The organism is Nocardia brasiliensis (assembly GCF_042691675.1).
Taxonomy (GTDB): domain Bacteria; phylum Actinomycetota; class Actinomycetes; order Mycobacteriales; family Mycobacteriaceae; genus Nocardia; species Nocardia brasiliensis_D.
This window is the reverse complement of the sequence record NZ_CP170507.1, coordinates 606,966-633,414: the sequence shown is the minus strand read 5'-3', so window position 1 is coordinate 633,414 and position 26,449 is coordinate 606,966. Positions and strand designations below refer to the sequence as shown.

The following is a 26,449-nucleotide window of genomic DNA, read 5'->3' as shown; positions in this document are numbered from 1 at the left end:
CCAGTGCGGATTCTCTGGCGTCCGCCGAGCCACTAGGTCCTGGAATGAGTGCCGACTCCGATAGAAGTTCCGATTACGCCTCGGGTTTCGATGCCGGGGCCGGTTATGGCGGGCATCCCATGCGCACCGAATTCAGCGCCGTGGCAGCCTTCTCCGCAGCATGGGAAGACGCCGCTTTTCAATCCGCGCGCCGCCCACCCGAGATCGCCGAGTATCTGCCCGACGCGCAGACGTTGCGGACCGAGGCGCTGATCGAGCTGATCCGGGTCGACCTGCGGCATCGCTGGCTGCGCCGGACCGTGCTCGGCGCGACCGAGCAGGCCGGGCCGGGGTCGGCGACGCGCAAACGGCTCGCCGAATACTGCGCCGAATTCCCTGAACTCGAACCCGGAAGTATCCCCGCCGGTCTGGTGTACGAAGAGTTCGTCATCCGCAGGCAGAGCGGTGAACGGGTGGATCCGCGCGAATGCCTGCGCGAATATCCGCACCAAGCGAGTGAACTGTGTGCCCTGCTGAACGCCGATGATCTCGATCAGAGCACCCGACGGGCGGCACTGGAGGATTTCACGCTGACCGCGCTCGCGCGCACCAGAGCCGCCTTCGTCGATAGCGAATTGAACCGGACCACCGGGCCGGACCGCCTCGACGCGCTCGACCGCATCGAAATCGGCCAGCGAATCGATGATTTCGACCTGTTGACCGGCTTGGGCAGCGGCGCGTTCGCCCGCGTCTTCCTGGCCCGGCAGCGCTCATTGCAGCGGCTGGTCGCGGTGAAGATCTCCGCCGACCACGGCACCGAGCCGCAGACCCTGGCCCAGCTCGACCACGACTACATCGTGCGCGTCTTCGACCAGCGGCTGCTCGACGCGGATGCCGGTCCCTCGCGCCGGCTGCGGTTGCTGTACATGCAGTTCCTGCCCGGCGGCACGCTGCTCAGTGTGCTGCGCTGGGTGCGCGCCACCCCGCCCGCCGAACGCAGCGGTCGGCTGCTGCTCGACGCCGTCGACGCGGCCATGGAGGAGAAGGGCGAGATCCGCCCGACCGATTCGAGTGTGCGCGCCGAGATCGCCACGCTCAGTTGGCCGGAGACGGTAGCGTGGCTCGGCCGCAGGCTGGCCGAGGCCCTGGACTACGCCTCGGCACACGGCGTGCTGCACCGCGACGTGAAACCGGCGAATGTGCTGCTCACCGCCGAGGCGGTGCCCAAGCTCGCCGACTTCAACATCAGCTTCAGCCGCAATGTCGAGGGCACGAGTCCGGTCGCCTATTTCGGCGGCTCGCTGGCGTATATGTCACCGGAGCAGTTGGAGGCCTGCCATCCCGGATTCGGGCGCAGCGCGGCGGATCTGGACACCCGCGCGGACATCTACTCACTCGGGGTGGTGCTGTGGGAATTGCTCACCGGCGCCAAACCGTTCGACGACAGCACCGCGGGCGCGGGCGAGCACAGTGACGACACGACACTGGAGGCGATGCTGGAGCGGCGCAGCGCGGGGGTGGACGCGGCCGCGCTGGAGCGGGTGCCACCCGATTGCCCGGCGGCGCTGCGGCGAGTGCTGCTGAGCTGTCTTTCGCCGGAGCGGACGATGCGCTGGGCGAACGGGTCGGTGCTGGCCAGGCAATTGGAGCTGTGTCTGGACGCGCGGGCGCGGGAACTGGTCGATCCGGCGCCGAACAGCTGGCGCTTGCGGCTGCGACCGTGGCTGGTGCTGGTCACGCTGCTGTCGGTCGGGCTGCCGAATGTCCTTGCCTCGCTGTACAACATCCAGCACAACCAGCGGCTGATCATCAGCAGGCTGACCGAGGAGGCCCAGCACAGCTTCGTGATCATCACGGGCGTGGTGAACGCGGTGTTCTTCCCGGTCGGCATCGCGCTGGTGGTGTACCTGTCCCGGTCGCTGTTGACGGTGCCGCGCGGGCTCCGCAAGGGAAAACGCTACGACCCGGACACCTTGTGTCATGCCAGACGCGACGCCCTGTTACTCGGCGATCGTGCGGTGGCCGTGGCGTTTTCGCTGTGGGTGCTATCCGGATTCACCTTTCCGCTCACGCTGCAATTGGTGACCGGCGACCTGCCCGCACGGGCGATCGTGCACTTCCTCGCGTCCTTGGTGGTGTGCGGCGCCATCGCGGTGGCGTATCCGTTCTTCCTGCTGACGTTCTACATGGTGCGCTGCATCTATCCGCTGTTCCTCCGGCACGGTGACCTCAGTCCCGAGGACGCGATCTGGTTGCGCGGGTTGGATCGTCGCTGCAACGGATACCTGGCGGTCGCGGCGTCGGTGCCGTTGCTCGCCGTCGCCGGGGTGACTTTTCTGCCCCCGTCCGATATTCCGATGGTGATCGTCGCGGTCCGCGTGTTGTGTGTGGGCGGCATCATCGCGTTCGTGGTCTCCTATCTGCTGTTCCGCGCGCTGGAGGCCGACCTGCGCGCGCTGGAGCGGGTCGTCGCGCCGGAATCGGCCGGCTCGAATACTGTTGCGGCAGCAGCCGAACCCGAGGAGAGCGGGCCTACCGTGGTGGAGACCCGCAGGTGAGATCCGCGCGCGCCGACGCTGTCGCCCGGTTCGCCGCCGATTGGCAACGCAACCTGCGCAGTGACCAGTTCACGCCGCCGCGCATCGCGGACTACGTGCCCGACGGTACCCAGGTGCGCCTGGCCGTGTTGACCGATCTGCTGCGCATCGACCTGCGCGAGCGCTGGGCCAGGGCCGCCGACCTCGGCAAGCGGGTTGCCGAGTACCGCAAGGAGTTTCCGGAGGTCGAGCACAGCCCGGAGCTGGCGGATCTGATCTGCGCGGAGTTCCTGGCCCGGCGGCGCCATGCCCCACTCTCGGTCGCCGAATTCCTCACCGGGTACCCGGAGTTCGCCGACGAGATCCGAGAACGGCTCGACGCCTTCGCTATCGATGACACCACCGACGACTTCGGCACCGCCGAATCGAGCGAAGCCGTCGCCGCCCTGGCCGAACTGGCTCCGGGCCGACGAATCGATGACTTCGACCTGATCACCGATCTCGGCAGCGGCATCCTCGGCCGGGTCTTCCTCGCCAGGCAGCGCTCCATGCAACGGCTTGTCGCGGTGCGGCTTTCGGTGGGCCGGGCGGGCGCACCACACACCATGGCGCAACTCGATCACGCGCATATCGTGCGAGTCTTCGACCAGCGGCTGTTGCGTACCGACGCTGCCGACGGCGTGTTCGGTGCCGCCGCGACGCGACTCGTCTACATGCAATACCTGCCCGGCGGTACCGCGGTCGGCGTGCTCGACCAGCGGCGGCGCGGGCCGGAGGCCGATGGCGGCGCGCTGCTGCTGCGCGCCATCGACGCGTCGATGGCGACGAAAGGCGAGATCCGGCCGTCGGATTCGAGTGTGCGGGCCGAGATCGCGCGGCTCAGCTGGCCGGAGACGGTGGCCTGGGTCGGCAGGCGGCTGGCCGACGCGCTGGATTACGCGGAGCACCACGGCGTGCTGCACCACGGCATCAAACCCGCGAACGTACTGTTCACCGCCGAGGGTATCCCGAAGCTCGCCGATTTCGCGCTGAGTGAGTCGGGTCCGCGCCAGGCCGCGGTGAATCCCGATGAGCTCACCGACGATTCGTTGCCGTACCGGTCACCGGAGCAGCTTGCCCGGTTCCTCGATCCGGCCGCACCCGCACCGGGAACGCGCAGCGACCTTTACTCACTCGGCGTGTTGTTGTGGGAAATGCTCACGGGCACAAGCCCGTTCGATGATCCCGCGCCGACAAACGAAGCGCCTGCCGCAGTCTACGCTCGCATGCTCGCCGTACGCCGTGCGGGGATCTCCGCGACCGCGCTGTCCCGGCTGCCCGCGGATACCCCGGCGGCGCTGCGCCGGGTACTGCTCGACTGCCTGCACGCCGACCCGAAACGGCGCTGGCGCAACGGCGCCGAGTTGGCCGGTCAGCTCGATCTGTGCCTCGACGCACGTGCCCGGGACCTGGTCGACCCGCCGCCGACCAGCCTGGCCTATCGAGCCCGCGGCTGGCTGATCCCGGTTGCGGCGCTGTGTATCGGCGTGCCGAACGCGCTGGCGAGCTGGTACAACATCCAGCTGAACCAGTCGCTGATCGTCGATCGGATGTCGGCCGCCGATCAGCACAAGTTCGCCACCGTCGGCTTGGTCAACAACCTGATCGCCTTCCCGGTCGCGGCGCTGCTGCTGATCTTTCTGACGCGCCGACCGCTGACCATCGGATTCCGGCTGGCCCGCGGCCGCGAGTATTCCGCGCGCACGCTGGCGAAGGCGCGCCGCGACACATTGTCGATGGGTGACTGGGCGGTGTTGGTGCCGTTCGGTTTCTGGTTGGTGGCCGGTGTCATCTGGCCGCTGGGCTTGGCGTTCACCGGGGTTGATCTGCCGCCGGGGACCTTCCTGCATTTCTTTGCGGCACAGGTCGTTTGCGCAGCCATCGCGCTGGCCTACCCGTTCTTTCCGATCATGGTGTACGCGGTGCGCTCGGTGTATCCACAGTTGTTGGTGCGCGGTGGTATCGGGCCGGGCGATGAGCGACAGCTACGAAACCTGGCCCGGCGCGGCAACTTCTACCTCGGCGTCGCCGCGTCGGTTCCGCTGCTCGGCGTGGCGGGGGCTACCTTTGTCGACCCGGCGGATCTGGAGTTGGTGATCGTTCCGGTGCGCGTACTCAGCGTGGGTGGCATTCTGGCTTTCGTGGTTACCTACCGGTTGTTTCGCTGGCTAGAGGCGGACCTGCTCGCGCTCGCGCGGGCCATCCCGCAGCGGACGCGATGACCTCGCCCCGGCCGTTCCCACGGCTGGTCAGCCTGTCGCATGTGCACGACCCGGCCACCACTCCCCTGTTTCCCGGGGACCCGGAGTTCCACACCGACATCGTCGCGACGGTCGCCAATGACGGCTACTACCTGCGCTACATCCAGCAGGGCGAGCACACCGGAACCCATTGGGGCGCACCGATTCATTTCCACTCCGACGGCCTCGCCGCCGATGAACTCGACCTGGATGATCTGCTGCTGCCCGCGGTGAAGGTCGATGTGCGTGAGCAGTGCGCCGGGGACCGTGACTACGCGATCACCGTGGCCGACCTGAAAAAGTGGGAGGGACGGCACGGGCGCATCCCGGATGGCGCCGCGGTGATCGCCTGGACCGGGTGGGACGCCAAGTGGGGCACACCGGAATTCATCGGTACCGGCGAATCCGCTGGCCATCAGCCGGGTTTCGCGGTCGAGACCGTCGAGTGGTTGCTGCGCACCGGGCGGCTCGGCCGCCGTGGCGCACTCGGCATCGACACCTTCGGCCCCGATCTGGGCACGGACGACACCTACGCGGTATCGAAACTGCTCTACCGAGACCACCGAATCAGCCTGGAATGCCTGGCCAACCTCGTCACTGTCCCCGCGACGGGCGCCTGGATCTTGGTCGGCGGGCCGTTGTACAGCGGCGGCTCCGGCTCCCCCGCAACGATTTTCGGAATTCTCCCCGATCGCTGACGAACGGGTGGCGAGCCGCGAGGGTCAGGAGTAGACCTTGGGGTCGAGGGTGCCGATATAGGGCAGGTCGCGGTAGCGCTCGGCGTAGTCGAGGCCGTAGCCGACGACGAATTCGTTCGGGATGTCGAAGCCGACGTGCGCGACGTCGACGTGGGTGCGTAGCGCGTCCGGCTTGCGGAGCAAGGTGACCACCTCGAGCGAGGCCGGGTTGCGCGTGGATAGGTTGCGCTTCAGCCAGGACAGCGTGAGACCCGAGTCGATGATGTCCTCGACGATCAGCACATTGCGGCCGGCAATGTCCTTGTCCAGGTCCTTCATGATGCGGACCACGCCGGACGACGAGGTGGACGACCCGTACGACGAGACGGCCATGAACTCCATCTGGGTCGGGATCGGCAACGCCTTGGCCAGGTCGGTCATGAAGAAGATCGCGCCTTTGAGCACACCCACCAGCAGCAGGTCGCCCTCGGGAGCATCAGCGGGATAGCGCTTGGCGATGAGCTCGGCCAGCTCTTTGGTCTTGGTGGCGATCTCTTCCTCGGTGATCAGCACCGACGCGATGTCGTCCCCGTACACGTCAGCTGTTCCCTTCTGGTTTTCGCTCCCGGACGGCCGACCCATTATGTGTCATCAGCCGCTGCGCAGACGCAGTGTCAGCCTGCCATGTTCGCGCGCCGCGACCAACCTGCTACCCGACCGTCCGCCGCCGACCGCGACCCCGCCCTGCCCACGCCAGTCGGTGATCAACTCGTCCACCGCATGTAAATGCTTGCCGGTCAGCGCTTTCGCACCGCCCGCGAGCAGCCAGGCCCGGATCGCCCGCCTGCGCAGTGCGCCGGGCGCAGTGGCGAGCGTCTCGATCGAGAGTGTCTCGCCATCACTCGCGGTGTGCAGCAGCTCACCCGCGAGGGCGTCGAGCACCGCGCCGTCCTCGCGCAACTGCTCGGCCGTGCGAGCGAGCGCGGCGGCAACGCCACCCCCGAGCACGTCCTCCAGCAACGGCAGCACTTCGGTACGCAGTCGCACCCGGGTGAACTCGGGCGCGGCGTTGTGCGGATCCTCGTGCGGCGTCAGGTCCAGATCTGTACACAGCTGCCGGGTAACCGCCCGCCGCACCCCGAGCAGCGGCCGACCCCACGGCTCGGCCCATGCCGCCATCCCCTGAATAGAGCGTCCGCCGGACCCGCGAGCCAGTCCGAGCAGCACTGTTTCCGCCTGATCGTCGAGTGTGTGTCCGAGCAATACCGGAAGCCCGGCCCGCGCCTCATCCAACGCCGCGTACCGAGCGCGTCGCGCCGCCGCCTCCATTCCCCCCTCGCCCGCCACATCGACCGCGATCACCCGAGCCGACCGGCACCCGAGCGCCAGCGCGGTCGCCGCGGCATCAGCCGCAACCACCTCCGACCCGGCCTGCAATTGATGGTCGACTACAAGGGCATCGACCGAGCCCACCTCGACAACGGCCGCGGCAGTGAGAGCCAGAGAATCCGCCCCGCCCGACAACGCGACCGCGACTCCCGTCGCAGCATCCGACACGTACTCCCCAACCCAGTCCCGAACGGCCCGCCGCACTGCCAGCACCGCCACCGTCTCAGGCAACCGGCGCGGCGATGCCTCCCCACCATCCGACCCCGCGCGGCTCATATCCGCAGCGTACCGACCCCACCCCCACCAGCATCCGCACCCGCAGAAGCCCCCCGGCTCGCCATCCGCAACCGATCTCACAGTCCGTCCACACCCTTCACAGGGTCTGCCACCCTGTGAGACGTACGAAGGCTCTGTGAGATCAGCCCCGAATCGGTCCCGAAGGTTCGGCAGGCGGGAACGCGCTAGCCGAGGACGCGGGTTACCCAGCGGTCCGGGTGCTCGATTTCGTGTGTGCGAGGGAGGGTTTCGGCTTCGGTCCAGATGGTGTTGAAACGGTCCATGCCTACTCGGCCTACGACGTCGTCGACGAATGCTTTGCCGCGAACGTACTGTGCGACCTTCGCGTCCACGCCGAGCAGGGCCCGCATGATGCGCTGGACCGGGTTGGTCGGGCGCTTGCGGCGCTGGTCGAAGGCGGAGCGGATCTGTTCGACCGAGGGCACGACGGCGGGGCCGACGGCGTCCATGACGTGGTCGGCGTGGCCTTCGAGGAGGGTGCCCAGCATGAGCAGGCGGTCGAGGGCTTCGCGTTGCGGCGGAGCCTGGGTGGCGCGCAGCAGGCCGACGACGCCGCGGGCGGCGGGGTCTTCGGAGGCGGTGCCGCGACGGCGCTCACGTACCTCCTCGATCAGTCGGGCGAGCATCTCGTTGATCGGTTCGTCGCCGACCTCGCCGAGCACCTCGACATTGGCGCGCATGTAGTCGGCCAGCCACGGCGCCGAAGAGAATTGCACCCGGTGGGTCACCTCGTGCAGGCAGACCCAGAGGCGGAAGTCGCTGGGCGAGACGCCGAGTGCGCGCTCCACCGCCATGATGTTCGGCGCGACCAGCAGCAGCGTGCCGTCCGGTCCGGTGAACGGGTCGTACTGGCCGAGGATCGCGGTGGACAGGAACGCGAGCATCGCGCCCGCCTGCACGCCGGCGGGCTTGCCCTGTAGTAGTCCGCGCTCGCCGGCGTCGCGTTCGGTGCCGGTCAATTGGGCCATGGAGTCGGCGGCCGCGCCGATCCATCCTGGCCGGTCGACGATCCTGGCGGCGGGCACCGGCTGGTCGTCGAGCAGCCCGCTCACCTCCCGCACCGGCCCCTCGGACCGCACCGAGGCGGTGGCCAGTTCAGCGACGACCTGCTCGGCCGAATAACGCGAGGTGCGCGGACCGGACGGCACCAGCGCGGCGCCGGTCTTCGCGGCCAGCCGCCAGTCGACAGCACCGGAGAACCCGGAACGGCCCTTGGGCCGCTCCACGACCCCCTCGGCCGCTGAACCCACCGCGCGGGAATCAGCTGGGTCGGAACTTTCTCGGTGCATTGTCAACCACCCGTCAGGAGCATCCACAGTTGCGCAGCGTGCCTGCGATCGCGTCCAACGCGGGCCTGCTCACCTCCGGCGGTCGATCGTTCGACATCAACGCGAAAGTCAGCACCCGCCCATCGGCATCGAGCACATACCCAACCAACGCGCTGGACACCGACAGAGTTCCGGTCTTGGCCCGGACCCACCCGGCGGCGGCCCGGTCTCTGAGGACATATCGGCTGCTCAGCGAGCCGGTCGCGCCCGCGACCGGAAGGTCGTCCAGCAGCGGCGCCAATGTGGTGGCGAGCCGGTCGTTTTCGGGCCTGGCCTTGGTGCCGATCGGTTGCACGGCGGTCGCCCCGTTCGGCTTGGCCGCCGTCGCGACGATCCGGTCCAGCAGCCGCGGCGGGATCCGGTCGTCGACCGAGAGCCCGCTGTTGTCGTGCATGGTCACCCCGGACACGTCGAAACCGGCCTTGGCCAGCGCGGCGTTCACCGCCGCGACCGCGCCGTCGAAGGAGGCCGGGCCGCCGGTCGCTACCGAGATCTCGCGGCCGACCGTTTCGGCGAGCACATTGTCGGAGTAGACCATCAGGTCGCGCAGCCGGTCGCGCAGCGGCGCCGAGCGCACGCTCGCGACCTCGGCGGCGCCGGGTGCGGCGGTGGCGATCCTGACCCGGGCGGGGTCGAGGCCCAACTCGATGGCCAGCCTGCGCCCGGCATCCAGCGCCGGTGTCGTGGTGCGCGGCGAGTATTCGACCAGTGGTCGCAGCCGCCCGCCGTCGATCATGACCGGTTCGATCGGGGCGATCGAGCCGTCCCCGATGTCCACCGGGTCCCAGCCCTTGGCGAAATTGGGGCCGGTGTAGGCGGAGGTGTCCACCAGGATCGTGTCGACCGCGCGACCCGAGTTCTTGACCTGCGTCACCAGATCCGACAGCCGGGGGCCGTTGGGGTAATACCCCTTGCCCTCGGGTTCCGCGGTCAGCGTCGGGTCACCGCCGCCGACGAGAACCAGTTCATTCGGCGCGTTCCCGGCCACCACCTTGGTGATCACCCGGTGGTCGGCGGGCAGCGTGAGCAGCGCGGCGGCGGTGAGCAGGATCTTCGCGGTGGAAGACGGGATCATCGCCTTGTTCGCGTCACCGCTCCACAGCACCGTCGCGCTGTCGGCATCGGTGACCTGCCCGGCGAAGGCGCCGAGATCGGGGTTGCCGATCACCGGGGCGAGCGCGGCGGCCACCCCGGCCGGGCTGGGCGCGGGTGCGTTCGAGGGGGCGGGGGCGACCTGTGGGAACGGCCGGACCGGGGCGGGCGGGGCGGCCGTGGTCAGCCCGCCGTGCCGGAATTCGTCGGTCCACGGCTTGACCGTGAACAGCACGCCCGCTCCCGCCGCGAGCAAGACGGCGAGCGTGGTGCCGAGTCCGATCCAGAGATTGCGGCGCCGCCGGGCAGCCAAGCCACCGATGTTCTTACCAACCACTGCCCGCAGCTCTCCTCGACTGATTCCCGCAGCAGCCGCCTGCCGCACCCATGTCCCCGCCGACCACACTATCCTCGTTGCGCAACCGTTCCCCAGAACAACCTGGCGAGTCGGCAGTCCTGACTGCTCATGCTCATAGATGCACCGAAGGAGATGGCGTGGAGTTCGACGTCACCATCGAGATCCCCAAGGGTTCTCGGAACAAGTACGAGGTCGATCACGAGACCGGCCGAGTCCGGCTCGACCGGTTCCTCTACACGTCCATGGTCTACCCGGCCGACTACGGCTACATCGAGAACACTCTCGGCGAGGACGGTGACCCGCTCGACGCGCTGGTCCTGCTGCCCGAGTCGGTGTTCCCCGGCTGCCTCATCGAGGTGCGTCCGGTGGCGATGTACAAGATGGTCGACGAGGCGGGCGGCGACGACAAGGTGCTGTGCGTGCCCGCGGGCGACCAGCGCTGGGATCACATCCAGGACCTGAAGGATGTGCCCGAGTTCGAGCTGGCCGCGATCAAGCACTTCTTCGAGCGCTACAAGGATCTCGAGCCCGGCAAGTACGTCAAGGGCTCGGAGTGGGTCGGCCGCGCCGAGGCCGAGGCCGAGGTCGAGGCCTCGCTGCAGCGACTGAAGGACAACGGCGGCCACTGATTCGGCCGCACGGTTACGAAAAGCGGGAAGTCCGGCGAACCGGCTTCCCGCTTTTCGCGTCTACTCGCCGCCGGTGGCGCGGTCGCGCCGCTGATTGCGTTCGGCGATCACCTCGTCCAGGTGCTCGGCCAGCAGCGCCAGGATCGGCGCCTCCACCTCGTGGTCGAGCCGTTCATGAGTGAAGTGCGCGTCCTCCATCGGCGCGAAAGCTTCTGCCGCGCAACGGTAGACGCAGTACGCCTGATGGGTCCGGCCGAGCGCCTGCAGGATCAGTCCGTGCATCACCAGCACCCGCGCCCTGGTGAGCGGGCCGATCTGGCGGTTGAGCAGGCGGACGGCCGCGTCGGCGATCGGTTCGGCCTCGGCCAACTGCCCCGCCATCATGTGCACATGCGCCAACCGCGCCAGCGCCCAGCCTTCGCGCAGTTCCACCCCGCTGAGCCGGGCCAGCTGGACCGCCTCACCGCACAGCTCGATCGCGTGCGCATGGTCGCCTTGAAATCCGCGACTCACCCCGAGTTCGTGGGTCGCCATCGCCTCCAGTGCGGCATTGCCGATCTTCGCGGCGAGCGTCTTCGCCTCGGTCGCCCGATCCTGTGCCGCTTCGAATTGCCCGCCGTCCGACAGGGTTTTGGACATGTGCACCAGGCTGGCGCATTCCACCGCCGGGTCCTCGACCTGGCGCGCCAGGCGGATCGCGCGTTCGGCGTGCGCGACCGAGGCGGCCGTCTCGGTGCCCATTCTGGTCGAGGAGGAGAGCAACTGCGCCGCGAAGGCGACCAGTCGCACGTCACTCGGCGAGGTCGGCGGCAGCGACAGCGCGATGCGCTGATGATCCCGGCCTTGCCGCAGGGTGCCGAGCGAGTAACTGAAGATCGCACCCAGGGTCACCCGAATCCGGCATTCGGCGCCGCGGTCACCGGCCCGCACCGCCGCGTCGAGCAACTTGCTCAGCGCCCGCGACAACTCCTGGCAATGTGGCCCGCCATCGATCAATTCCGCTGTGGCCCAGGCGATATCGGCCGCCCGTGCGAGCGCGGGACCACCCACTCGCGCGGTCTGTTCGTACAGCGAGATCAGGTTCGGACGTTCCACATCCAGCCAGTACTGCGCGGCGATGCTGTCCATGAACGACAGCCCGTCCGCGACGGTGGCACCGAGATGTTCGGGCAGCCGCGACCCCGGATTGCACACTGTCATCAGGTTTTTCATGGTGGCCAGGTAGAAGTCGAGCAGCCGGAGCAACGCACCGGACACCGGCTCGGCGACGTCGGACCCGAGGTGTAGCTCGCGCGCGAACAACCGCGGCAGATCGTGATAGGTGTAGCGCCCGGACGCGCTGGTCTCCATCAGGTTCAGATCGACGAGAGACTCACACAGTTCCTCGACGAGCATCCGATCCGCGCCGAGGATCGCGGCCGCCGCGTCCAGCGAGATCTCGGCGACCTCCGGCACGGCCAGCATCCGGAAGGCCCTGGCCTGAGCGCAATCGAGCTGGTCGTAGCTGAGCCGGAACGCCGCCTCGACCGCGAGGTCGCCGCTGCGCAGCGTGCCGAGCCGCTGCTTCTCGTCCGCCAGCCGCTCGGCCAGGCTGCTGATGCTCCAGTTCGGCCGGGCCGCCAGCCGCGCGCCGACGATCCGGACGGCCAGCGGCAGCCCACCGCACGCGGTGAGCACGCTGTCCACCGCGGCGGGCTCGGCGGCGACCCGCCGCAGGCCCGCGATCCCGGCGAGCAGGGTGCGGGCCTCCACCCGGGCGAGCACATCGAGCCGCACGCCGAGAACGCCTACCACGCAAGGCAATTCGGGCATAGAAGAGCGGCTGGTGATCAGCACCGCCGACCCGGGAGTGCCGGGAATCAGCGGCGCGACCTGGTCGACGTCTCGCGCGTTGTCCAGCACGACGAGCACCCGTTTGCCGTCGAGGAAGCTGCGGAACTGGGCCGAGCGCTCGGCGAGCGTCGGCGCGATCTCGCCCTCCGGAATGCCGAGGGCACGCAGGAAGTCACCCAGCGTGTCGGCGGCCGGGGTGCCGGACCGGTCGGCCAGGTTGCGGCCGCGGGCCTGCGCGAAACCGTGCAGATCGACGTGCAGCTGTCCGTCCGGGAATTGGTCCCGGATGCGATGGCCGACGTGCACCGCGAGGGCGCTCTTGCCGATCCCGCCCATGCCGCCGATCACACACACCGGCACCGCGAAACCATCTGCGCGGGTGAGCCATTCGCTGATCCGGCGGACCGTCTCGGTGCGGCCGGTGAAGTCGACGACGTCGGCGGGTAACTGGGCGACCCGGGCGACGGCACGACGCGGCGGGCGGACGATGACCGCTTGTTTATCGGTATCCCGTTGTGGCGCGGGCAGGTCCGCTCGCAGAATGCGCTGGTGCAGTTCGGCCAGCTGCTGTCCGGGTTCGATGCCGAGCCGTTCGATGAGCACCTTGCGGGTGTCGGCGTACACCGCGAGCGCTTCGGCTTGGCGGCCCGCGTGATACAGCGCGGTCATCAACAGCCCGCGGATCTGTTCGCGCATCGGATGTTCGCTGCACAGCGGTGTCAGCTCGGCGATCACCTCCGGGTAGCGGCCGAGGCGCAGGTCCAGTTCGATCCGCTGTTCCAGCAGCGCCACCCGGCGTTCGATCAGCTGGGTGCGCTGGCGATCCGCGTAGGGCCCGGGTAGGCCCGCCAGCGGCGTGCCCGACCATAACCGCAGTGCGGCGTCGAGGCGTTCGCGGACCAGTTCGACCGCGTGTGACGGCTCCGCGCCGATCCGGTCCGGCTGGACCTCGAGCAGCATGTCCTCGACCATCTCCACATCGACCGCGCCGGGCGCGAGCCGCAGCGCGTAGCCGCCGCCGAACCCGACCAGCACGGTGGCGGGCGCTCCGGACGGGCGCTCCGGCTCGAGCGCGCGACGCAGATGCAGGATGTGGTTGCGCAGCGCGCCGATCGCACTCGGCGTCGGATGCTCGCCCCAGACGCCATCAATGAGTTCCGGCACCGTCGCCGAACGTCCGCTGCGCAACAACAATGCTGCCAGCAAGGCTCGGCGCTGCTTGGAACCCAGATCGAGCTCCAGCTCATCGCGCCACGCACGCACCTCACCGAGCACAGCGAACTTCAGCATTCGGTCCCCTCTCTGACCGTCGGACCTTCGGCTACGAACGTAGACAATCGTCAGGCCGAGTCGGCACACTCGCCCTCCGACGTCACCGATAAGCCACTGATGATCTGACGTCATCGATACCGGCCGCCGTCCTGAGTATTCGATGATGGCCGACTTATGCCGCAGTCCGCGGTGGTGCTAGCACCACCATGCCACGCCAGTAGGCGGTACCCGGCATTCGGGTGCGCGCGGCATGGGCTGGGCAGCGCCGGATTCCTAGGCTCGAATCGTCGGGGACGCACCCATGCCTTCCGGCTCGAACAGGAGGAATCGACTGCTCATGAACCCATTTCGGCGCAACTCCGGAAAGGCCGCCCTGTCGGCCGTCGTGGTCGGCGCGGTGCTCGCGGCGGCCGCGTGTGGCAGTGAGACGTCGGTGGCCAGGCCGGACGACTCGCCCGAAACCGCTCCGCCCGCTATCGCCGCCGCGATGGATCGCGTGGTGCGGAACGGGTTTCCGGGTGTCCAGGTGGTCATCGACGGGCCCGGCGGGCATCACACCTTCACCGCGGGCGTCGGCGATATGAGCACCCGCACTCCGTTCCCGGCCGACGCGCGAGTCCGGATCGGCAGCAACACAAAGACATTCGTGGCGACCGTGCTGCTGCAACTGGTATCCGAGGGCAGGGTCGACCTGGATGCCCCGATCGAGCGCTACCTGCCCGGCGTGGTGCAGGGCAATGGCAACGACGGCAACCGGATCACGGTGCGCCAGCTGTTGCAGCACACCAGCGGCCTGCCGGACTACCTGGGGCGGGGCAATGGCGACGGCATCGAACGAGAGCATGCCGCGCAGTTGAACCCGGAGGAGGAAGCGCTGCGCTGGCAGCACTTCGAGAAGGCCGATCTGGTCCGCGATGCGATGACGATGCCGCCGAACTTCGAACCCGGCGCGAAATCGGTCTACACCAACACCAACTACCTGCTGCTCGGTCTGTTGATCGAGCGGGTGACCGGTCACTCGGCCGCCGACGAGATCCAACGCCGGATCATCGAGCCGCTCGGCCTGCGGGACACCTATGTTCCCGCCGCCCGCGAAACGACCATCCGTGGCCCGCATGTCCGTGGCTATCACGTAAGGGACGGCAAGCCAGTCGATTTCACCGACTTCGACCCGTCATGGGCGGGCACCGCGGGCGATATGGTCGCCACCGGGGCCGACCTGAACCGATTCTTCACCGCGCTGCTGACCGGAAAGCTCTTGCCGTCCGCGCAACTGGCCGAGATGAAGCGCACCGTGCCGTTCGACCGCGGGCCGGGCGCGGGTTACGGGCTCGGCCTCATCCACCAACCCGTGCCGTGCGACAAAGAGGTGTGGGGACACGGCGGCAGCATCCCCGGCTTCGAGACACGCAACGGCGTGACCGCCGACGGCACCGCGGTGACCGTCACGGTGAACCAGCTGCCGACTTCCGAGCAAGCCTCCGACGAGGTCGAAGGTCTGCTCGATGCCGCCCTGTGCGCCCCGTGACCGACCGGCGTGCGGCCATTCAGCACGACCGCTCCGATTTCGGGTGCGGCCGAACCATTTCGGAGGAATGCCAGTGAAACGCACAAGAGGACTCACGGCGGCGTTGGCCGGGGTGACCGGACTGGTGGCCTGTGCCGGTCTGGTCGGCTGTGCCGGGCCCGCAGCCAACGCGAACACGGAAACGCCTGCGCTGGAGCGCTTCTACAGCCAGCAACTGGACTGGAAGGGATGCGAAGATCCCAAGCTCGACGAAGCAGGCGCGCAGTGCGCCGATGTCACCGTGCCGCTCGACTACGCCGAGCCACAGGGACCAACGCTCACCGTCGCGATCTCGCGGATCGCCGCCGATCCGGCGCGCAAACACGGCGTCATGCTGTCCAACTCCGGCGGGCCGGGCGGTGCGGGCCTCGACTTCATGGTCGATGTCGGCAAGGCGATGACGCCCGACGTACGCGCTCGCTATGACCTGATCGGCATGGATCCGCGTGGCGTCGGGCGCTCCTCGCCCATCGACTGCCGCTGGCCACGCGGCATCGGGCTGCACTCGGCGGGCGTCGACGCGACCAGCTTCGCGGAATCCGTTGCGATGCAAGGCGACCTGGCCGCCCGCTGCGCCACCACGGAAGCGGCCCGGCTGCCCCACATCACCACCCGCAACACCGCGCGCGACATGGATGTGATCCGCGGCATCCTCGGCGTGGACCGGATCAGTTACTACGGCACCTCGTACGGCACGTACCTGGGTGCGGTGTACACCCAGATGTTCCCCGACCGCAGCGATCGGTTCGTGCTGGACAGCGCCGCGGATCCGGACCAGTACGGCGTGGTGGGGATGATGCAGGCGATGGGGCCGGTCAATGAGGCCGCCCTCGACCTGTGGGCGGATTGGGTGGCGGCTCGCGACGGCGAGTACCACTTCGGCGCCACCCGCGCCCAGGTCCGCGACGCAGTCCAAGACCTGATCCGCGGGGCCGCGGACAAGCCGATCCGGTTGGGCGAGTACGAGATCGACGATCACTGGCTGCCCATGGTGCTGTTCGTCGGACTGGACTCCCCGGAGCAGTACGAGATGCTCGCCGGTCAGGTCCGCACGATCGCCGACGCCGCCGCCGGCAAGCCCGTCGAGCTCGACGAGACGCTGGACGCCACGCTCGGCTTCGCGTTGCGGGCACGACCGAGGGACAATTCGTCCCAGATGGCCATCATGTGCGGCGATGTCGCCGCGCCACGGGATCCCCAATTCTATTGGCGCAACATCGAAGCGGCCCGCGCCACCCAACCGGTGTTCGGCGCGTTGGCCAACAACATCACGCCGTGCGCGTTCTGGGCGCCGCCCGCCGAACCCCTTACGGAAGTGCGTAATTCGGTGCCCGCCCTGATCGTGCAGTCCACCGGTGACACCCGCACCGCCTATCAGGGTGCGGTCGCCATGCACAACTACCTGAGCGCGTCCCGCATGGTCACCCTGCAGGATGTGGCCATCCACTGGATCTTCGGGCGCTACCAGAACAGCTGCGTGTACTCGGCGGTGAACACCTACTTCCGCGACGGCACCCTGCCCGCCACGGATATCACCTGCCAGGCGGACTGACCCGGAACCGCGTGTGCAGGCCTGAGCCCCAACGGGTTCAGGCCTTCACGCGTTCAGATAGGCGAGCACCGCAAGTACCCGGCGGTGCCCGACATCCTCGGTGGACAGACCCAGCTTGGCGAAAATACTCCGAATGTGTTTGTGCACAGCGCCTTCGCTGACCACCAGCCGCTCGGCGATGGTCGCGTTGTTGTGCCCCTCGGCCATCAGCGCGAGCACCTCACGCTCGCGGGCGGTCAGCGCGGCCATCGGATCATCGGCCTTGCGCCGCACCAGCAGTTGCGAGATCACCTCGGGGTCCATCGCGGTGCCGCCCGCCGCGACCCGGCGCAGCGAATCCAGGAAGCGGTCCACCTTGCCGACCCGTTCCTTGAGCAGATAACCGACACCGCCCGCGCCGTCGCCGAGCAGTTCGGCGGCGTAGCTGTCCTCCACCCAGGACGACAACACCAGCACCGGCAGGCCGGGATGCAGCTTGCGGGCGCGGACGGCGGCGCGCAACCCGTCGTCGGTGAACGTCGGCGGCAGCCGGACATCGACGACGATGGCGTCGGGCCGGTCGGCGGCCACCGCCGCGAGGAAGTCGTCCGCGTTGTCCACGGCGGCGACCACCTCGATACCCGCGGTGCTCAGCAACAGCACCAGCCCCTCCCGCAGGAGGGCGTCGTCCTCGGCGATCATGACCCGCACGGCAACTCCACCCGCAATACAGTAGGGCCACCGGGCGGGCTGGTCAGCATCATCCGGCCGTCCAGCGCCTCGGCCCGGCGGCGGATACCGGCCAGGCCGCCGCCGTAGGTCTCCACGGCGCCGCCGACGCCGTCGTCGCGGATCTCGATCGTCAACAGCTCGGGCGCCCCGCCGAGTACCAGCGAGATGCCCTCGGCGCGAGAGTGCTTGGTGGCGTTGGTGAGTGCCTCGGTGATGACGAAATATGCCGCCGCCTCCACCGCGGCGGGTCGCCTGCCCACCTCGCTGAGGTCGAGCACACACGGGATCGGATTACGGGCGGCGACCGCCGTGATCGCACTCGCCAGGCCGCGATCGGAAAGCACCGGCGGATACACGTTGCGCACCACGTCGCGCAGTTCGGCCAGTGCGTCGGTCGCGGTGTCCTGGGCCTTGCGCACCAGCCGCTGCGCCGTTTCCGGATCCTGATCGTGCAGTTGGTCGGCCAGCCCGAGTTGCATGATCACCGCCGCCAGCCGCGCCTGCGCACCATCGTGTAGATCACGCTCGATCCGGCGCAGCTCCGCACCGTGCGCGTCCAATGCGGCGGCCCTGGTCGCGGTGAGCGCCGCGACGCGGTCGGCGAGCTGGACTCCCTTGGGCGGCTCGAGCAAGGCCCGGGCCGCCAGCGCCTGCCAGCGCGCGGCTACCGGAATTTGCAGCGACACCAGCGCCACCGGGAACGCGATGACAAAGCTGAGCGCCGCCATAGGCCACGAATCGACCGTGAACCCGTAACTGCTGAACTCCTGCCCCGGCGGCAGGTACTGCCAAAATGCGGGGATCGTCAGCTGAACGAGTGCGCTCACCGGAAGCGCGACGGCGAAGATCGCGATATAGACCCCGGTCAGCGCGTGCGCGACCAGCCAGCCGAAGTCGCGGCGGTTCGCCGGATCGGTGAACACCGTCGCGACCCGCTGCCGCAGCCCACCCGTGAACGGTTGATAGGCCTCCTCGATCGGTTCACCGAGTAGCCGTGCGGCCCTGCGCCGATCGAACGACACCAACGGCCGGACCAGCCGGACCGCCTCGGGCAGCGCGGGTATCCCCACCCCGATCAGACAGAACGAGCCGACGAGCAGCAGTACGACCACCGCGAACAGCGCGAGTACCGAGGTCACGCCGCCGACCACCAGGTAGCCGAGCGCACCCGGGAGGCGCCACAACTTGTCGCGCGCGGATCGCAAGGCCACCATCACTCTGGTCATGGTGTCAGAACAGCACGCGGCCGCAGCGTGCGGTGCCCGCCGGGCCCGGGGCGGTGGTCACCCCGGGCCCGGCCGGACCGAATTCGCTCACGCCGAACCGGAGCCGTCCGTCGATCTGCCGGACGCACGGTCGCCGGGATCACTGCGGTGCGCAGGGCTCACCGCCTCACCACCGCCGAGCAGCAAACCGGTCTGGTCCAGCACGTGCGCTCCGGATTTCGGCTCGTCGGACGCTTCGGCCGCTTCGGCCTGGGCCGCCTCGATGCCACCGGTCAACCGCAGCGGCACCTCGCGCCAGAACAGCACCAGGATCAGCGCGAGCAGCGCGACACCGGTGGCCGACAGGAACACCGTGGACATGGAGTCCGCGAAGCCCACCTTGAACGGGCGGGCCAGGTCCGGGCTCAGCTGCTGGATGATCGAGCTGTCCTTCAGCACCTGTCCGGCGGCCGAAGTGTCTTGCGCGAGCAGGCCTTTCGCCAGCGCGGCGTCGGTGGGGTTGCTACTGCGCGCGCCCTCGACCACCGCGTGCTGGAACTTCGGATCGGTTGCGGCGCTGCGCATCTCCTCGGAGATGTTCGGGGTGAGTTGCGCGAACAGGATCGAGAGGAACACCGCGACACCGAGCGTGCCGCCGATCTGCCGGAAGAAGGTGGCGGCCGCGGTGGACACGCCCATGTCCTTGGGCGGCAACGCGTTCTGCAGCGCCAGGGTAAGCGGCTGCATCAGGTTGCCGAGCCCGAAGCCGGTGCACGCCATGAAGATCATCGCGAGCCACAGCGGGCTGTCGGCGTTCAAGAAGTGCAGCAGGAACAAGCCGAGCGTCAGCATGCTCGCGCCGATGATCGTGAAGGTGCGATAGCGGCCGGTCCGCGCGATCAGCTGGCCGGACACCACCGAACCGGTCATCAGCCCGAGCACCATCGGCAGCATCTGCAAGCCCGCCAGGGTGGGGCTCGCCCCGCGCACCACCTGCAAGTACTGCGGCAGCAGCGAGATGCCGCCGAACATTCCGGCACCGACCACGAACGAGATCACCACGCCGAGCGCGAAGGTCCGGTTCTTGAAGATGCGCAGCGGGATGAGCGCGGCATCTCGCAGCGCCTTCTCGACGAAGACGAACCCGATGATGCCCGCTACGCCGATCACATAGCAGGCAATGGAACGTCCACTGGCCCAGCCCCATTCGCGTCCCTGTTCGGCGACGATGAGCAGCGGGACGAGTCCGATCGCCAGTACGAGCACGCCCCACCAGTCGACCCGGTCGGTGGAATGCGGCCGCTTCGGCAGCTTCAGCACCCGGTAGACCACCGCGAGCGCGATCAGGCCGATCGGCACGTTCACCAGGAACACCCAGCGCCAGCCGCTGACACCGAGAATCGTCTCCTGCCCGGCGAGCACGCCGCCGAGCACCGGGCCGATCACGCTGGAGGTGCCGAAGACGGCGAGGAAGTAACCCTGGTACTTAGCGCGCTCCCGCGGCCCGACGATATCGCCGAGGATGGTCAGCGCCAGCGACATCAGTCCACCCGCGCCGATGCCCTGCACGGCCCGGAACGCCGCCAGCTGATACATCGACTGGGCCAGCGTGCACAGCAGCGAGCCGACGATGAAGATCGCGATCGCCAGCATGAAGAACTGCTTGCGGCCGAACATATCGGACAACTTGCCGTACAGCGGCGTCGCCAGCGTGGCGGTGATCAGGTAGGCGGTGGTCGCCCACGCCTGCATCGAGTAGCCGTTGAGATCATCGGCGATGGTGCGGATCGCGGTGGACACGATGGTCTGGTCGAGCGCGGCGAGCAGCATGCCGAGCATCAATCCGCTCAGGATCACCAGGATCTGGCGATGGCTGAACGCGGGGGGCGCCGCCACGGTCTCCGACGTCGTCACGACCGCGCCCCGTCGCCGGTCGTGGTGCCGATGGTTCGCTCGCTGCGTTCAGTCACGTGTCGTTCTCCGTCCCAGTAAAGTTCTCGTCCCAGTTGCGGCGCATCGCGGCGATCATCTCCGGCCTGGTGCGCTCGAAGTCGTCGACGAACTGCCGGAGCAGCTCGGCGAAGTCGGCCCTGGACTGCGGCGTCCAGTCGGCCATCACCCGGGTCAGGTTCTCGTTGCGACGCCTGCGGATCTGCTCGGCAATGGCCCGGCCGCGGTCGGTGACGACGAGTACGGTGGCCCGGCCGTCCGCCGGGTCGGCCTGCCGCTCGACCAATTGCCGGTCGACCAACTGCGCCACCTGACGGCTGACCGTCGACGCGTCCGCGTGCAATGCGCCCGCGAGCGCGCCCGATCGCATCGGTCCGTCGCAGCACAGCCGCAGCAGTGCGCCGAATGCGGCGGGATCGAGTCCGTCCTTGGTCCAGGTGCCGATCTGGGCCGCCGTGCGGTCGCGAATCCGCTGCAATCGAGTGAGCTGCACCGCGATCGTGTCGATCGTTTCGTCGTCCACACCCTCATCCTTGCTTGCATCAATCAATTAGTTGTGCGATGCAAGTATGCGGACGAGCCTGGTACTGGGGCAAGCGGTAAACGACGCTTTACTTGCCCTTGAACTCCGGGGCGCGCTTCTCGAACACCGCTTTGAGCGCCTCGGTGAGGTCCTCGGACGGCAGGAACGCGGCATTCCAGGCGGACACATAGCGCAGTCCGGCGGCCACCTCGTCCTTGCGCCGCTGATCGAGCACGTCCTTTACACCCTGCACCACCAGCGGCGGGTTCGCGGCGATCTCGCGTGCCGTGGCGTGTGCGGCGTCGAGCGCCGCGGCCTGATCCTCGAACACGTCGTTGACCAGGCCGATCTTCTCGGCGCGGGCGGCGTCGATGTCCTTGGCGGTGTAGGCGAGTTCGCGCAGCTGACCCTCGCCGATAATGCCGGGCAGCCGGTGCAGCGACCCGATGTCGGCGACGATGGCAACCTTCGCCTCGCGCAGGCTGAACTTGGCGTCGGCGCTCGCGTAGCGGATGTCCGCGGCGGCGATCAGGTCGAGCCCGCCGCCGATGCACCAGCCGGAAATCGCGGCGATCACCGGTTTGCGGCTGTCCGCCACCGCGGTCACCGCCGCCTGCATCTTGCGGACCTCGGTCAGGAACTCGGTGCGCGGCGCGGCCAGCGCCCGCTCCCCCATCAACGGGCCGAACGTGCCGCTCATCGCGGGCAGATCGAGGCCGTAGGAGAAGTGCTTGCCCGAACCGGTCAGCACGATCGCGCGCACCTCGGGGTCGGCGTCCAGCGCCTGGAAGATCTCCGGCAGCTCGCGCCAGAAATCGGGGCCCATCGCATTGCCCTTGCCGGGACCCGTCAGGGTCACCTGCGCGACGTAGTCCTTGGTTTCGACGGTGAAAGCCTGCCAATCAGTCATCTGACCAGCGTAACGAGCAGAGCAAAGCCCGCAGCCCCACCCACCCCCTCATCTACCCACCACAGCGCGAGTCTTACGAGCGCCGTTCGCGGCCCGTCTCGCGTCCGAGTGGCCGAAGCGCATGCGCCGCAGGCGCGAGTCTCGGCCGCTCGGACGCGAGGCCCACCCGTCGCCCGACCACCGCCCCTCACCGAATCGCTACGCGATGCTGACATTCAGGGGCCGCGAACACGCCGCGGCCACGCGGCCGAAAATACTGTAAATCCTTCGCAAAATCGATGCGGCGCACTGGTTCCCACCGAGCTGTCGAGCGGATCATTAATCGAGTCAGCAAACCTCAATTCATCGGCTCGGAGGCCATCATGCTGATGCATCAAGGAATCGGCCTTGATCGGTTCAACCAGATCTCGCGTGCCCGTGCGATACACGCGCTCTTCGACTGCTGCTGCAATGTCACCTGGGCCGCCAAGCTCGCCGATGCCCGCCCTTATCAGGATCGGGAGGCGTTGTTGGCCAAGGCCGATGTCGAGCTGCTCGCGCTGTCCCAGGCTGATCTCGATCGGGCGCTCGAAGTAGTTGTGCACGAACCGGTCTCGGGGAGCAGGGTGACCGAGCTGGCACACGTCACGCGCGCCAGGATCGCCCGAATGCTGGGGCCGAGCGAGGGGTATCCGGAATACTGACGCATTCGCCGAGTAGCCGGGCGCACCAACCGCAATCGCTCTACTCTGGTGACATGCGCAGGTCGACATTGCCACCGATCGCCTGCCGAGTCGCGGACACCCTCATCGCCCGAGGGCATCACGGTGTCATCGTGACCCAGCCGGCACCGACGCCCACTGTCGCGGATGCCGCCCGAACGCTCGGTGTCGATGTGGGTGCCATCACCACCTCGCTGGTGTTCCTGTTGGACGAGGATCCGGTGCTGCTGCTGGTTTCCGGCGCGCACGAGGTGGACCTCGAGTCCACTGGAAAGCGGCTGGAAGGGACGCTGACCAGGGCTCCCGCCGATATGGTTCGCGAGGTGACCGGGCAGCCGATCAACGGTGTCGCGCCGGTCGGTCACCCCACCAACCTGCCCACCTGGGTGGACACCGCGCTGTCCCGGCATCGCGAGGTGTGGGCCGCGGGCGGACACCCGAACACGGTGTTCCGCACCTCTTTTCAAGAACTGGTGCGGATCACCGCCGGTCTGCCGATCGACGTCGACTGAATCACGCGAACCCGCTGAACAGCGGGGTTCATCTCGGGATGGATTTCCGCAGGCGACGCGATCACCCGTCGCAGCCGACCACGGCGTAGTTTCGGACGTGTGACCGAAGCACAACGGCCCGCCACGGATTTCCAGATTCCCGACGATCTGAGCGGCATCACCGCCGAGCAGTTCCGCGCCTCGATGCGCCACTATCCCGCCGGTGTCACCGTCGTCACGCTGGACTCACCGCAGGGCCCGATCGGCTTCACCGCGACCTCGTTCGCGTCCCTGTCGCTGGCGCCCCCGCTCGTCTCCTTCAACATCGCGCACACCTCGTCCAGCCTGGCGGCGCTGCTCGATGCCGACTCTGTCGTCATCCACTTCCTCGGCGAACACCAGCACGAGTTGGCCCAGCGCTTCGCCCGCACCGCCGAGGACCGCTTCGCCGACCGCTCCCTGTGGACCACTCTCGACACCGGCGAACCCGTCCTGCACGGCACCCCCATCTGGGTCCGCGCCACCATCCACCAACTCATCCCCATCGGCGACCACACCCTGGTAGTGGGCCTGGTAACCCGAGTCCACGACAACACCAACGAAACCCCCACCGCCGCCCCCCTCCTCTACTACAACGGCCAATATCACCGCCCCACCAAACTCGGCGACTGATCCCCCTGCGTGCTGCGGCTCAGCCGACGAGGCAGGGGGCCGCGCCGGTGGGGGCTTGCGAGGTGAACGGCCGGGTCTCGGGAGTGGGGTTCCAGAGGCCGTTGGTGCTGGCGTAGTTCCAGGTGGGCCCGGTGTGGACGAGGGTGGCTACGGCCTGGACGAGGCGGTCGACGTCGGCCAAGGTGGTGCCGAGACCGATGCTGGCGCGCAGAGCGCCGTCGAGATCGAGGCGGGCGAGCAGGGGGTGGGCGCAGAAACGACCGTCGCGAACGCCGATGCCGTGTTCGGCGGACAGGTAGGCCGCGACGTGGCCGGGGACGAAACCGTCCAGGGTGAAGGCGACGATGCCGACGGTATCTGGGGCGTCGGTCCAAATGCGGAGCAACCGCACGCCCGGGATGGCGGCGAGACCGGCGCGGAGCCGATCGGCGAGGTGATGTTCGTGGGTGGCAAGGGTGTCGGCGTCGATCTCACAGAGCGCGTCACAGGCGGCGGCAAGTGCGGCGGCCCCGAGCACGTTCGGCGAACCGCCTTCGTGCCGCTGCGGTGCGGGCGCCCACTCCGCGCCGGAGGTGGTGACCTCGCGGACCGCGCCGCCACCGGCGAGGTACGGCTCCGCGTTGTCCAGCCAATCCCGGCGACCGACGAGCACGCCAGCGCCGAACGGCGCGTACAGCTTGTGCCCGGAAAACGCGACATAGTCGATACCCGTGTCGCGCAAGCTGATTCGCCGATGCGGCGCGAGCTGCGCGGCATCGACCAGGATGCGGGCCCCGCACTGGTGCGCGATAGTAGCGAGGCGCTCCAACGGCAGCACCTCGCCGGTGGCATTGGACGCACCGGTCACCGCCAGCAGCGCGGCGGGCTTGCTGCACAACTCGGCGACCAGACGGCCCACGGTCTCCTCGACGGTGGCACCGGCCTGGACCACCCGACGGCCGTGCCTGGTCCATGGGAGGAAGTTGGCGTGATGTTCGATGTCGAGCACCACGGTGTCACCCGGCACGCAGGAGGCCAGCAGGTTCAGCGAATCGGTGGTGTTGCGAGTGAACACCACCACCTGGTCGTCGGCCGCGTCGAGGAAGCGGCTCACCGAACCACGGGCAGCCTCGTAGCACTCGGTGGAGATCCGCGAGGCATAGCCCGCGCCGCGGTGCACACTCGCGTAGAACGGCAACAACTGCTGCACCCGGTCGGTGACCTGGGCCAACGCGGGTGCGCTCGCGGCGTAGTCGAAGTTGGCGTAGGTGGTCGTCCCGCCCTGCACGAGCGGCACCCGAAGGTCATCGCCGGAAACCCGGGCGAGGGCCGCACAGTTCCGATCCACAACAGCAGTCATCAGATAATCCCATCGGCTCTGGGACCCGCAATCAGATGATTCGTCGAGTCCGCGCTTGCCGCACCCGGTCGGGCGTCGGCCCGGTCGTCACCCGGAGCACCCCACCGCGGAGGAGGGTTGCCGACCAGCAAGCCGGGGCTGAACGCTGGTACTCATGACCTGCCCCGAGATTGGCAGAAACAACCCGACCCTGTCAACTGGGTGATTGGCCGCGTGGCCGCGGCGGGTTCGCGGCCCCGGGAAGTCTCGCGTCCGAGCGGCCGAGACTCGCGCCTGCGGCGCATGCGCTTCGGCCACTCGGACGCGAGACGGGCCGCGAACGGCGCTCGTAAGACTCGCGCTGTGGTGGGTGCGTGAGGGGTGGTGATTCCGCAGGGGGTGTGCCTCGGCGGCTCGGGCACAAGATGGCGGCGTGGTGGTCGGGTTGGGCGGGGAGCGGCGGAAATGCGTTGCTTATTCGGGGGTTCTGGGGTCACATTGCGGGGTGTCGGTTTCCCTGCTGCTCAGCTTTATCGGGGTGTGCGTCCTGCTGTCGATCACGCCTGGGCCGGATTCGTTCCTGGTGCTGCGATTCTCGCTGGTGGACGCGCGACCGGGGATCGCCGCCGCGATCGGGTCGGCGCTGGGCGGCATTCTGTGGGCGGTGGTGGTCGCGGCCGGTGTCGCGGCGCTGCTGGAGCAGTCGGCGACGGCTTACCGTGTGCTCAAGGTGGTCGGTGGAATCTACTTGGTGTACTTGGGTGTTCGCGCGCTGCTCGATCAACGGCGGCAGCGGCGGGCGGCGCGGGAAGCCGGTGACTCCGATGGTCTCGCGCACGCTGGCACTGGCACCCGTACCTCGGTTCGCTCGGCGTTCACCGCGGGGGTCGTCTCGTGCATGTTCAACCCGAAGGTCGGGCTGTTCTATCTCGCCGTGCTGCCCCAGTTCCTCACCGAGGTCACCTTCGTCAACACCCTCGCGCTCGGCGCCATCGAATCGCTCATCGCCGCGGTAGAGATGGTGATCCTGGCCTTGGTCGCCTCCCGCGCGGTCGCACTGCTGCGCCGTCCGAAGATTCGGGAACGGCTGGAACAGGCCAGCGCGGCAATTCTGGCCACCCTCGGCCTAGGCACCGCCGCCTCCGCGGCCTGAATCCCACCGCCGCAGCGGTGCTCGAA

20 protein-coding genes, 1 pseudogene and 1 riboswitch are annotated in these 26,449 nt (G+C 68.4%); of the genes and pseudogenes, 10 read left to right on the top strand and 11 right to left on the bottom strand.

The features are described from left to right. The first annotated feature begins 44 nt into the window (after positions 1–44). The 3 genes from ACFK0J_RS03245 to ACFK0J_RS03235 are packed head-to-tail and all read left to right on the top strand — an operon-like array spanning position 45 to position 5,493. Complete coding sequence (locus ACFK0J_RS03245) at positions 45–2,537, top strand: serine/threonine-protein kinase (RefSeq protein WP_378736420.1); 2,493 nt, start codon at positions 45–47, stop codon at positions 2,535–2,537. Further along, positions 2,534–4,777, top strand: coding sequence for a serine/threonine-protein kinase (locus tag ACFK0J_RS03240; RefSeq protein ID WP_378736418.1), 2,244 nt, complete (start codon positions 2,534–2,536; stop codon positions 4,775–4,777). The genes ACFK0J_RS03245 and ACFK0J_RS03240 overlap by 4 nt, the downstream gene beginning before the upstream one ends. Next, positions 4,774–5,493, top strand: a complete 720-nt coding sequence (locus ACFK0J_RS03235; RefSeq protein WP_378736415.1) for a cyclase family protein — start codon at positions 4,774–4,776, stop codon at positions 5,491–5,493. Before ACFK0J_RS03240 ends, ACFK0J_RS03235 begins: the two co-directional genes overlap by 4 nt. Positions 5,494–5,517: 24 nt before the next feature. On the opposite strand, the gene hpt is transcribed toward ACFK0J_RS03235, so the two are convergent. The 4 genes from hpt to ACFK0J_RS03215 all read right to left on the bottom strand — a co-directional run bounded on the left by hpt (position 5,518) and on the right by ACFK0J_RS03215 (position 9,915). After that, positions 5,518–6,069 (bottom strand): hypoxanthine phosphoribosyltransferase, encoded by a 552-nt coding sequence (gene hpt / locus ACFK0J_RS03230; RefSeq protein ID WP_069165896.1) that lies wholly within the window; start codon positions 6,067–6,069, stop codon positions 5,518–5,520. 54 nt (positions 6,070–6,123) lie between these two features. Further along, positions 6,124–7,137 (bottom strand): tRNA lysidine(34) synthetase TilS, encoded by a 1,014-nt coding sequence (tilS, locus tag ACFK0J_RS03225; protein ID WP_378736412.1) that lies wholly within the window; start codon positions 7,135–7,137, stop codon positions 6,124–6,126. Positions 7,138–7,322: 185 nt separating this feature from the next. Then, positions 7,323–8,447, bottom strand: a complete 1,125-nt coding sequence (locus tag ACFK0J_RS03220) for a zinc-dependent metalloprotease (RefSeq protein ID WP_378736410.1) — start codon at positions 8,445–8,447, stop codon at positions 7,323–7,325. Between the two features lie 13 nt (positions 8,448–8,460). Further along, a complete protein-coding gene (locus tag ACFK0J_RS03215; protein ID WP_378736408.1) occupies positions 8,461–9,915 on the bottom strand; it encodes a D-alanyl-D-alanine carboxypeptidase/D-alanyl-D-alanine-endopeptidase in 1,455 nt (484 codons plus the stop codon). A 158-nt stretch (positions 9,916–10,073) separates the two neighbouring features. On the opposite strand from ACFK0J_RS03215, the gene ACFK0J_RS03210 reads away from it, so the two are divergent. Next, positions 10,074–10,565, top strand: coding sequence for an inorganic diphosphatase (locus ACFK0J_RS03210; protein ID WP_218472969.1), 492 nt, complete (start codon positions 10,074–10,076; stop codon positions 10,563–10,565). Positions 10,566–10,625: 60 nt separating this feature from the next. Here the strand turns inward: ACFK0J_RS03210 and ACFK0J_RS03205 are convergent, their stop codons facing one another. Next, positions 10,626–13,688: a BTAD domain-containing putative transcriptional regulator gene (locus ACFK0J_RS03205; RefSeq protein ID WP_378736406.1), complete on the bottom strand. Its 3,063-nt coding sequence runs from the start codon at positions 13,686–13,688 to the stop codon at positions 10,626–10,628. A 319-nt stretch (positions 13,689–14,007) separates the two neighbouring features. Here ACFK0J_RS03205 and ACFK0J_RS03200 point away from each other — a divergent pair, with 319 nt between their 5' ends. Next, positions 14,008–15,198 (top strand): serine hydrolase domain-containing protein, encoded by a 1,191-nt coding sequence (locus ACFK0J_RS03200; RefSeq protein ID WP_378736404.1) that lies wholly within the window; start codon positions 14,008–14,010, stop codon positions 15,196–15,198. Positions 15,199–15,265: 67 nt separating this feature from the next. Beyond that, positions 15,266–16,789, top strand: a complete 1,524-nt coding sequence (locus ACFK0J_RS03195; RefSeq protein ID WP_378736402.1) for an alpha/beta fold hydrolase — start codon at positions 15,266–15,268, stop codon at positions 16,787–16,789. 45 nt (positions 16,790–16,834) lie between these two features. Here the strand turns inward: ACFK0J_RS03195 and ACFK0J_RS03190 are convergent, their stop codons facing one another. The 5 genes and pseudogenes from ACFK0J_RS03190 to ACFK0J_RS03170 form a co-directional block, all read right to left on the bottom strand. Continuing rightward, entirely contained in the window at positions 16,835–17,479 is a 645-nt protein-coding gene (locus ACFK0J_RS03190; protein WP_378736400.1) for a response regulator, read from the bottom strand. After that, complete coding sequence (locus ACFK0J_RS03185) at positions 17,467–18,726, bottom strand: sensor histidine kinase (protein WP_378736398.1); 1,260 nt, start codon at positions 18,724–18,726, stop codon at positions 17,467–17,469. The genes ACFK0J_RS03190 and ACFK0J_RS03185 overlap by 13 nt, the downstream gene beginning before the upstream one ends. A gap of 87 nt (positions 18,727–18,813) precedes the next feature. Further along, positions 18,814–20,649, bottom strand: a pseudogene (locus tag ACFK0J_RS03180) (MDR family MFS transporter); the annotation flags it as partial. A 22-nt stretch (positions 20,650–20,671) separates the two neighbouring features. Next, positions 20,672–21,178, bottom strand: a complete 507-nt coding sequence (locus ACFK0J_RS03175) for a MarR family winged helix-turn-helix transcriptional regulator (protein WP_378736396.1) — start codon at positions 21,176–21,178, stop codon at positions 20,672–20,674. Between the two features lie 88 nt (positions 21,179–21,266). Next, entirely contained in the window at positions 21,267–22,088 is an 822-nt protein-coding gene (locus ACFK0J_RS03170; protein WP_378736394.1) for a crotonase/enoyl-CoA hydratase family protein, read from the bottom strand. A gap of 362 nt (positions 22,089–22,450) precedes the next feature. Between ACFK0J_RS03170 and ACFK0J_RS03165 the strand changes: the two genes are divergently transcribed. From ACFK0J_RS03165 to ACFK0J_RS03155, 3 genes are all read left to right on the top strand, one after another. Next, positions 22,451–22,771 (top strand): 2-oxo-4-hydroxy-4-carboxy-5-ureidoimidazoline decarboxylase, encoded by a 321-nt coding sequence (locus tag ACFK0J_RS03165; RefSeq protein ID WP_378736392.1) that lies wholly within the window; start codon positions 22,451–22,453, stop codon positions 22,769–22,771. A 53-nt stretch (positions 22,772–22,824) separates the two neighbouring features. Further along, positions 22,825–23,301 (top strand): YbaK/EbsC family protein, encoded by a 477-nt coding sequence (locus ACFK0J_RS03160; RefSeq protein WP_378736390.1) that lies wholly within the window; start codon positions 22,825–22,827, stop codon positions 23,299–23,301. Positions 23,302–23,400: 99 nt separating this feature from the next. Then, complete coding sequence (locus tag ACFK0J_RS03155; protein ID WP_378736388.1) at positions 23,401–23,952, top strand: flavin reductase family protein; 552 nt, start codon at positions 23,401–23,403, stop codon at positions 23,950–23,952. 19 nt (positions 23,953–23,971) lie between these two features. Here the strand turns inward: ACFK0J_RS03155 and ACFK0J_RS03150 are convergent, their stop codons facing one another. Continuing rightward, positions 23,972–25,291 carry an aminotransferase class V-fold PLP-dependent enzyme gene (locus tag ACFK0J_RS03150; protein WP_378736386.1) on the bottom strand — a complete coding sequence of 440 codons (1,320 nt, stop codon included), beginning with the start codon at positions 25,289–25,291 and terminating at the stop codon, positions 23,972–23,974. Between the two features lie 46 nt (positions 25,292–25,337). Beyond that, positions 25,338–25,451: riboswitch (SAM riboswitch) on the bottom strand. 324 nt (positions 25,452–25,775) lie between these two features. Here ACFK0J_RS03150 and ACFK0J_RS03145 point away from each other — a divergent pair. Next, positions 25,776–26,423 carry a LysE family translocator gene (locus ACFK0J_RS03145; protein ID WP_378736384.1) on the top strand — a complete coding sequence of 216 codons (648 nt, stop codon included), beginning with the start codon at positions 25,776–25,778 and terminating at the stop codon, positions 26,421–26,423. Positions 26,424–26,449 lie beyond the last annotated feature (26 nt).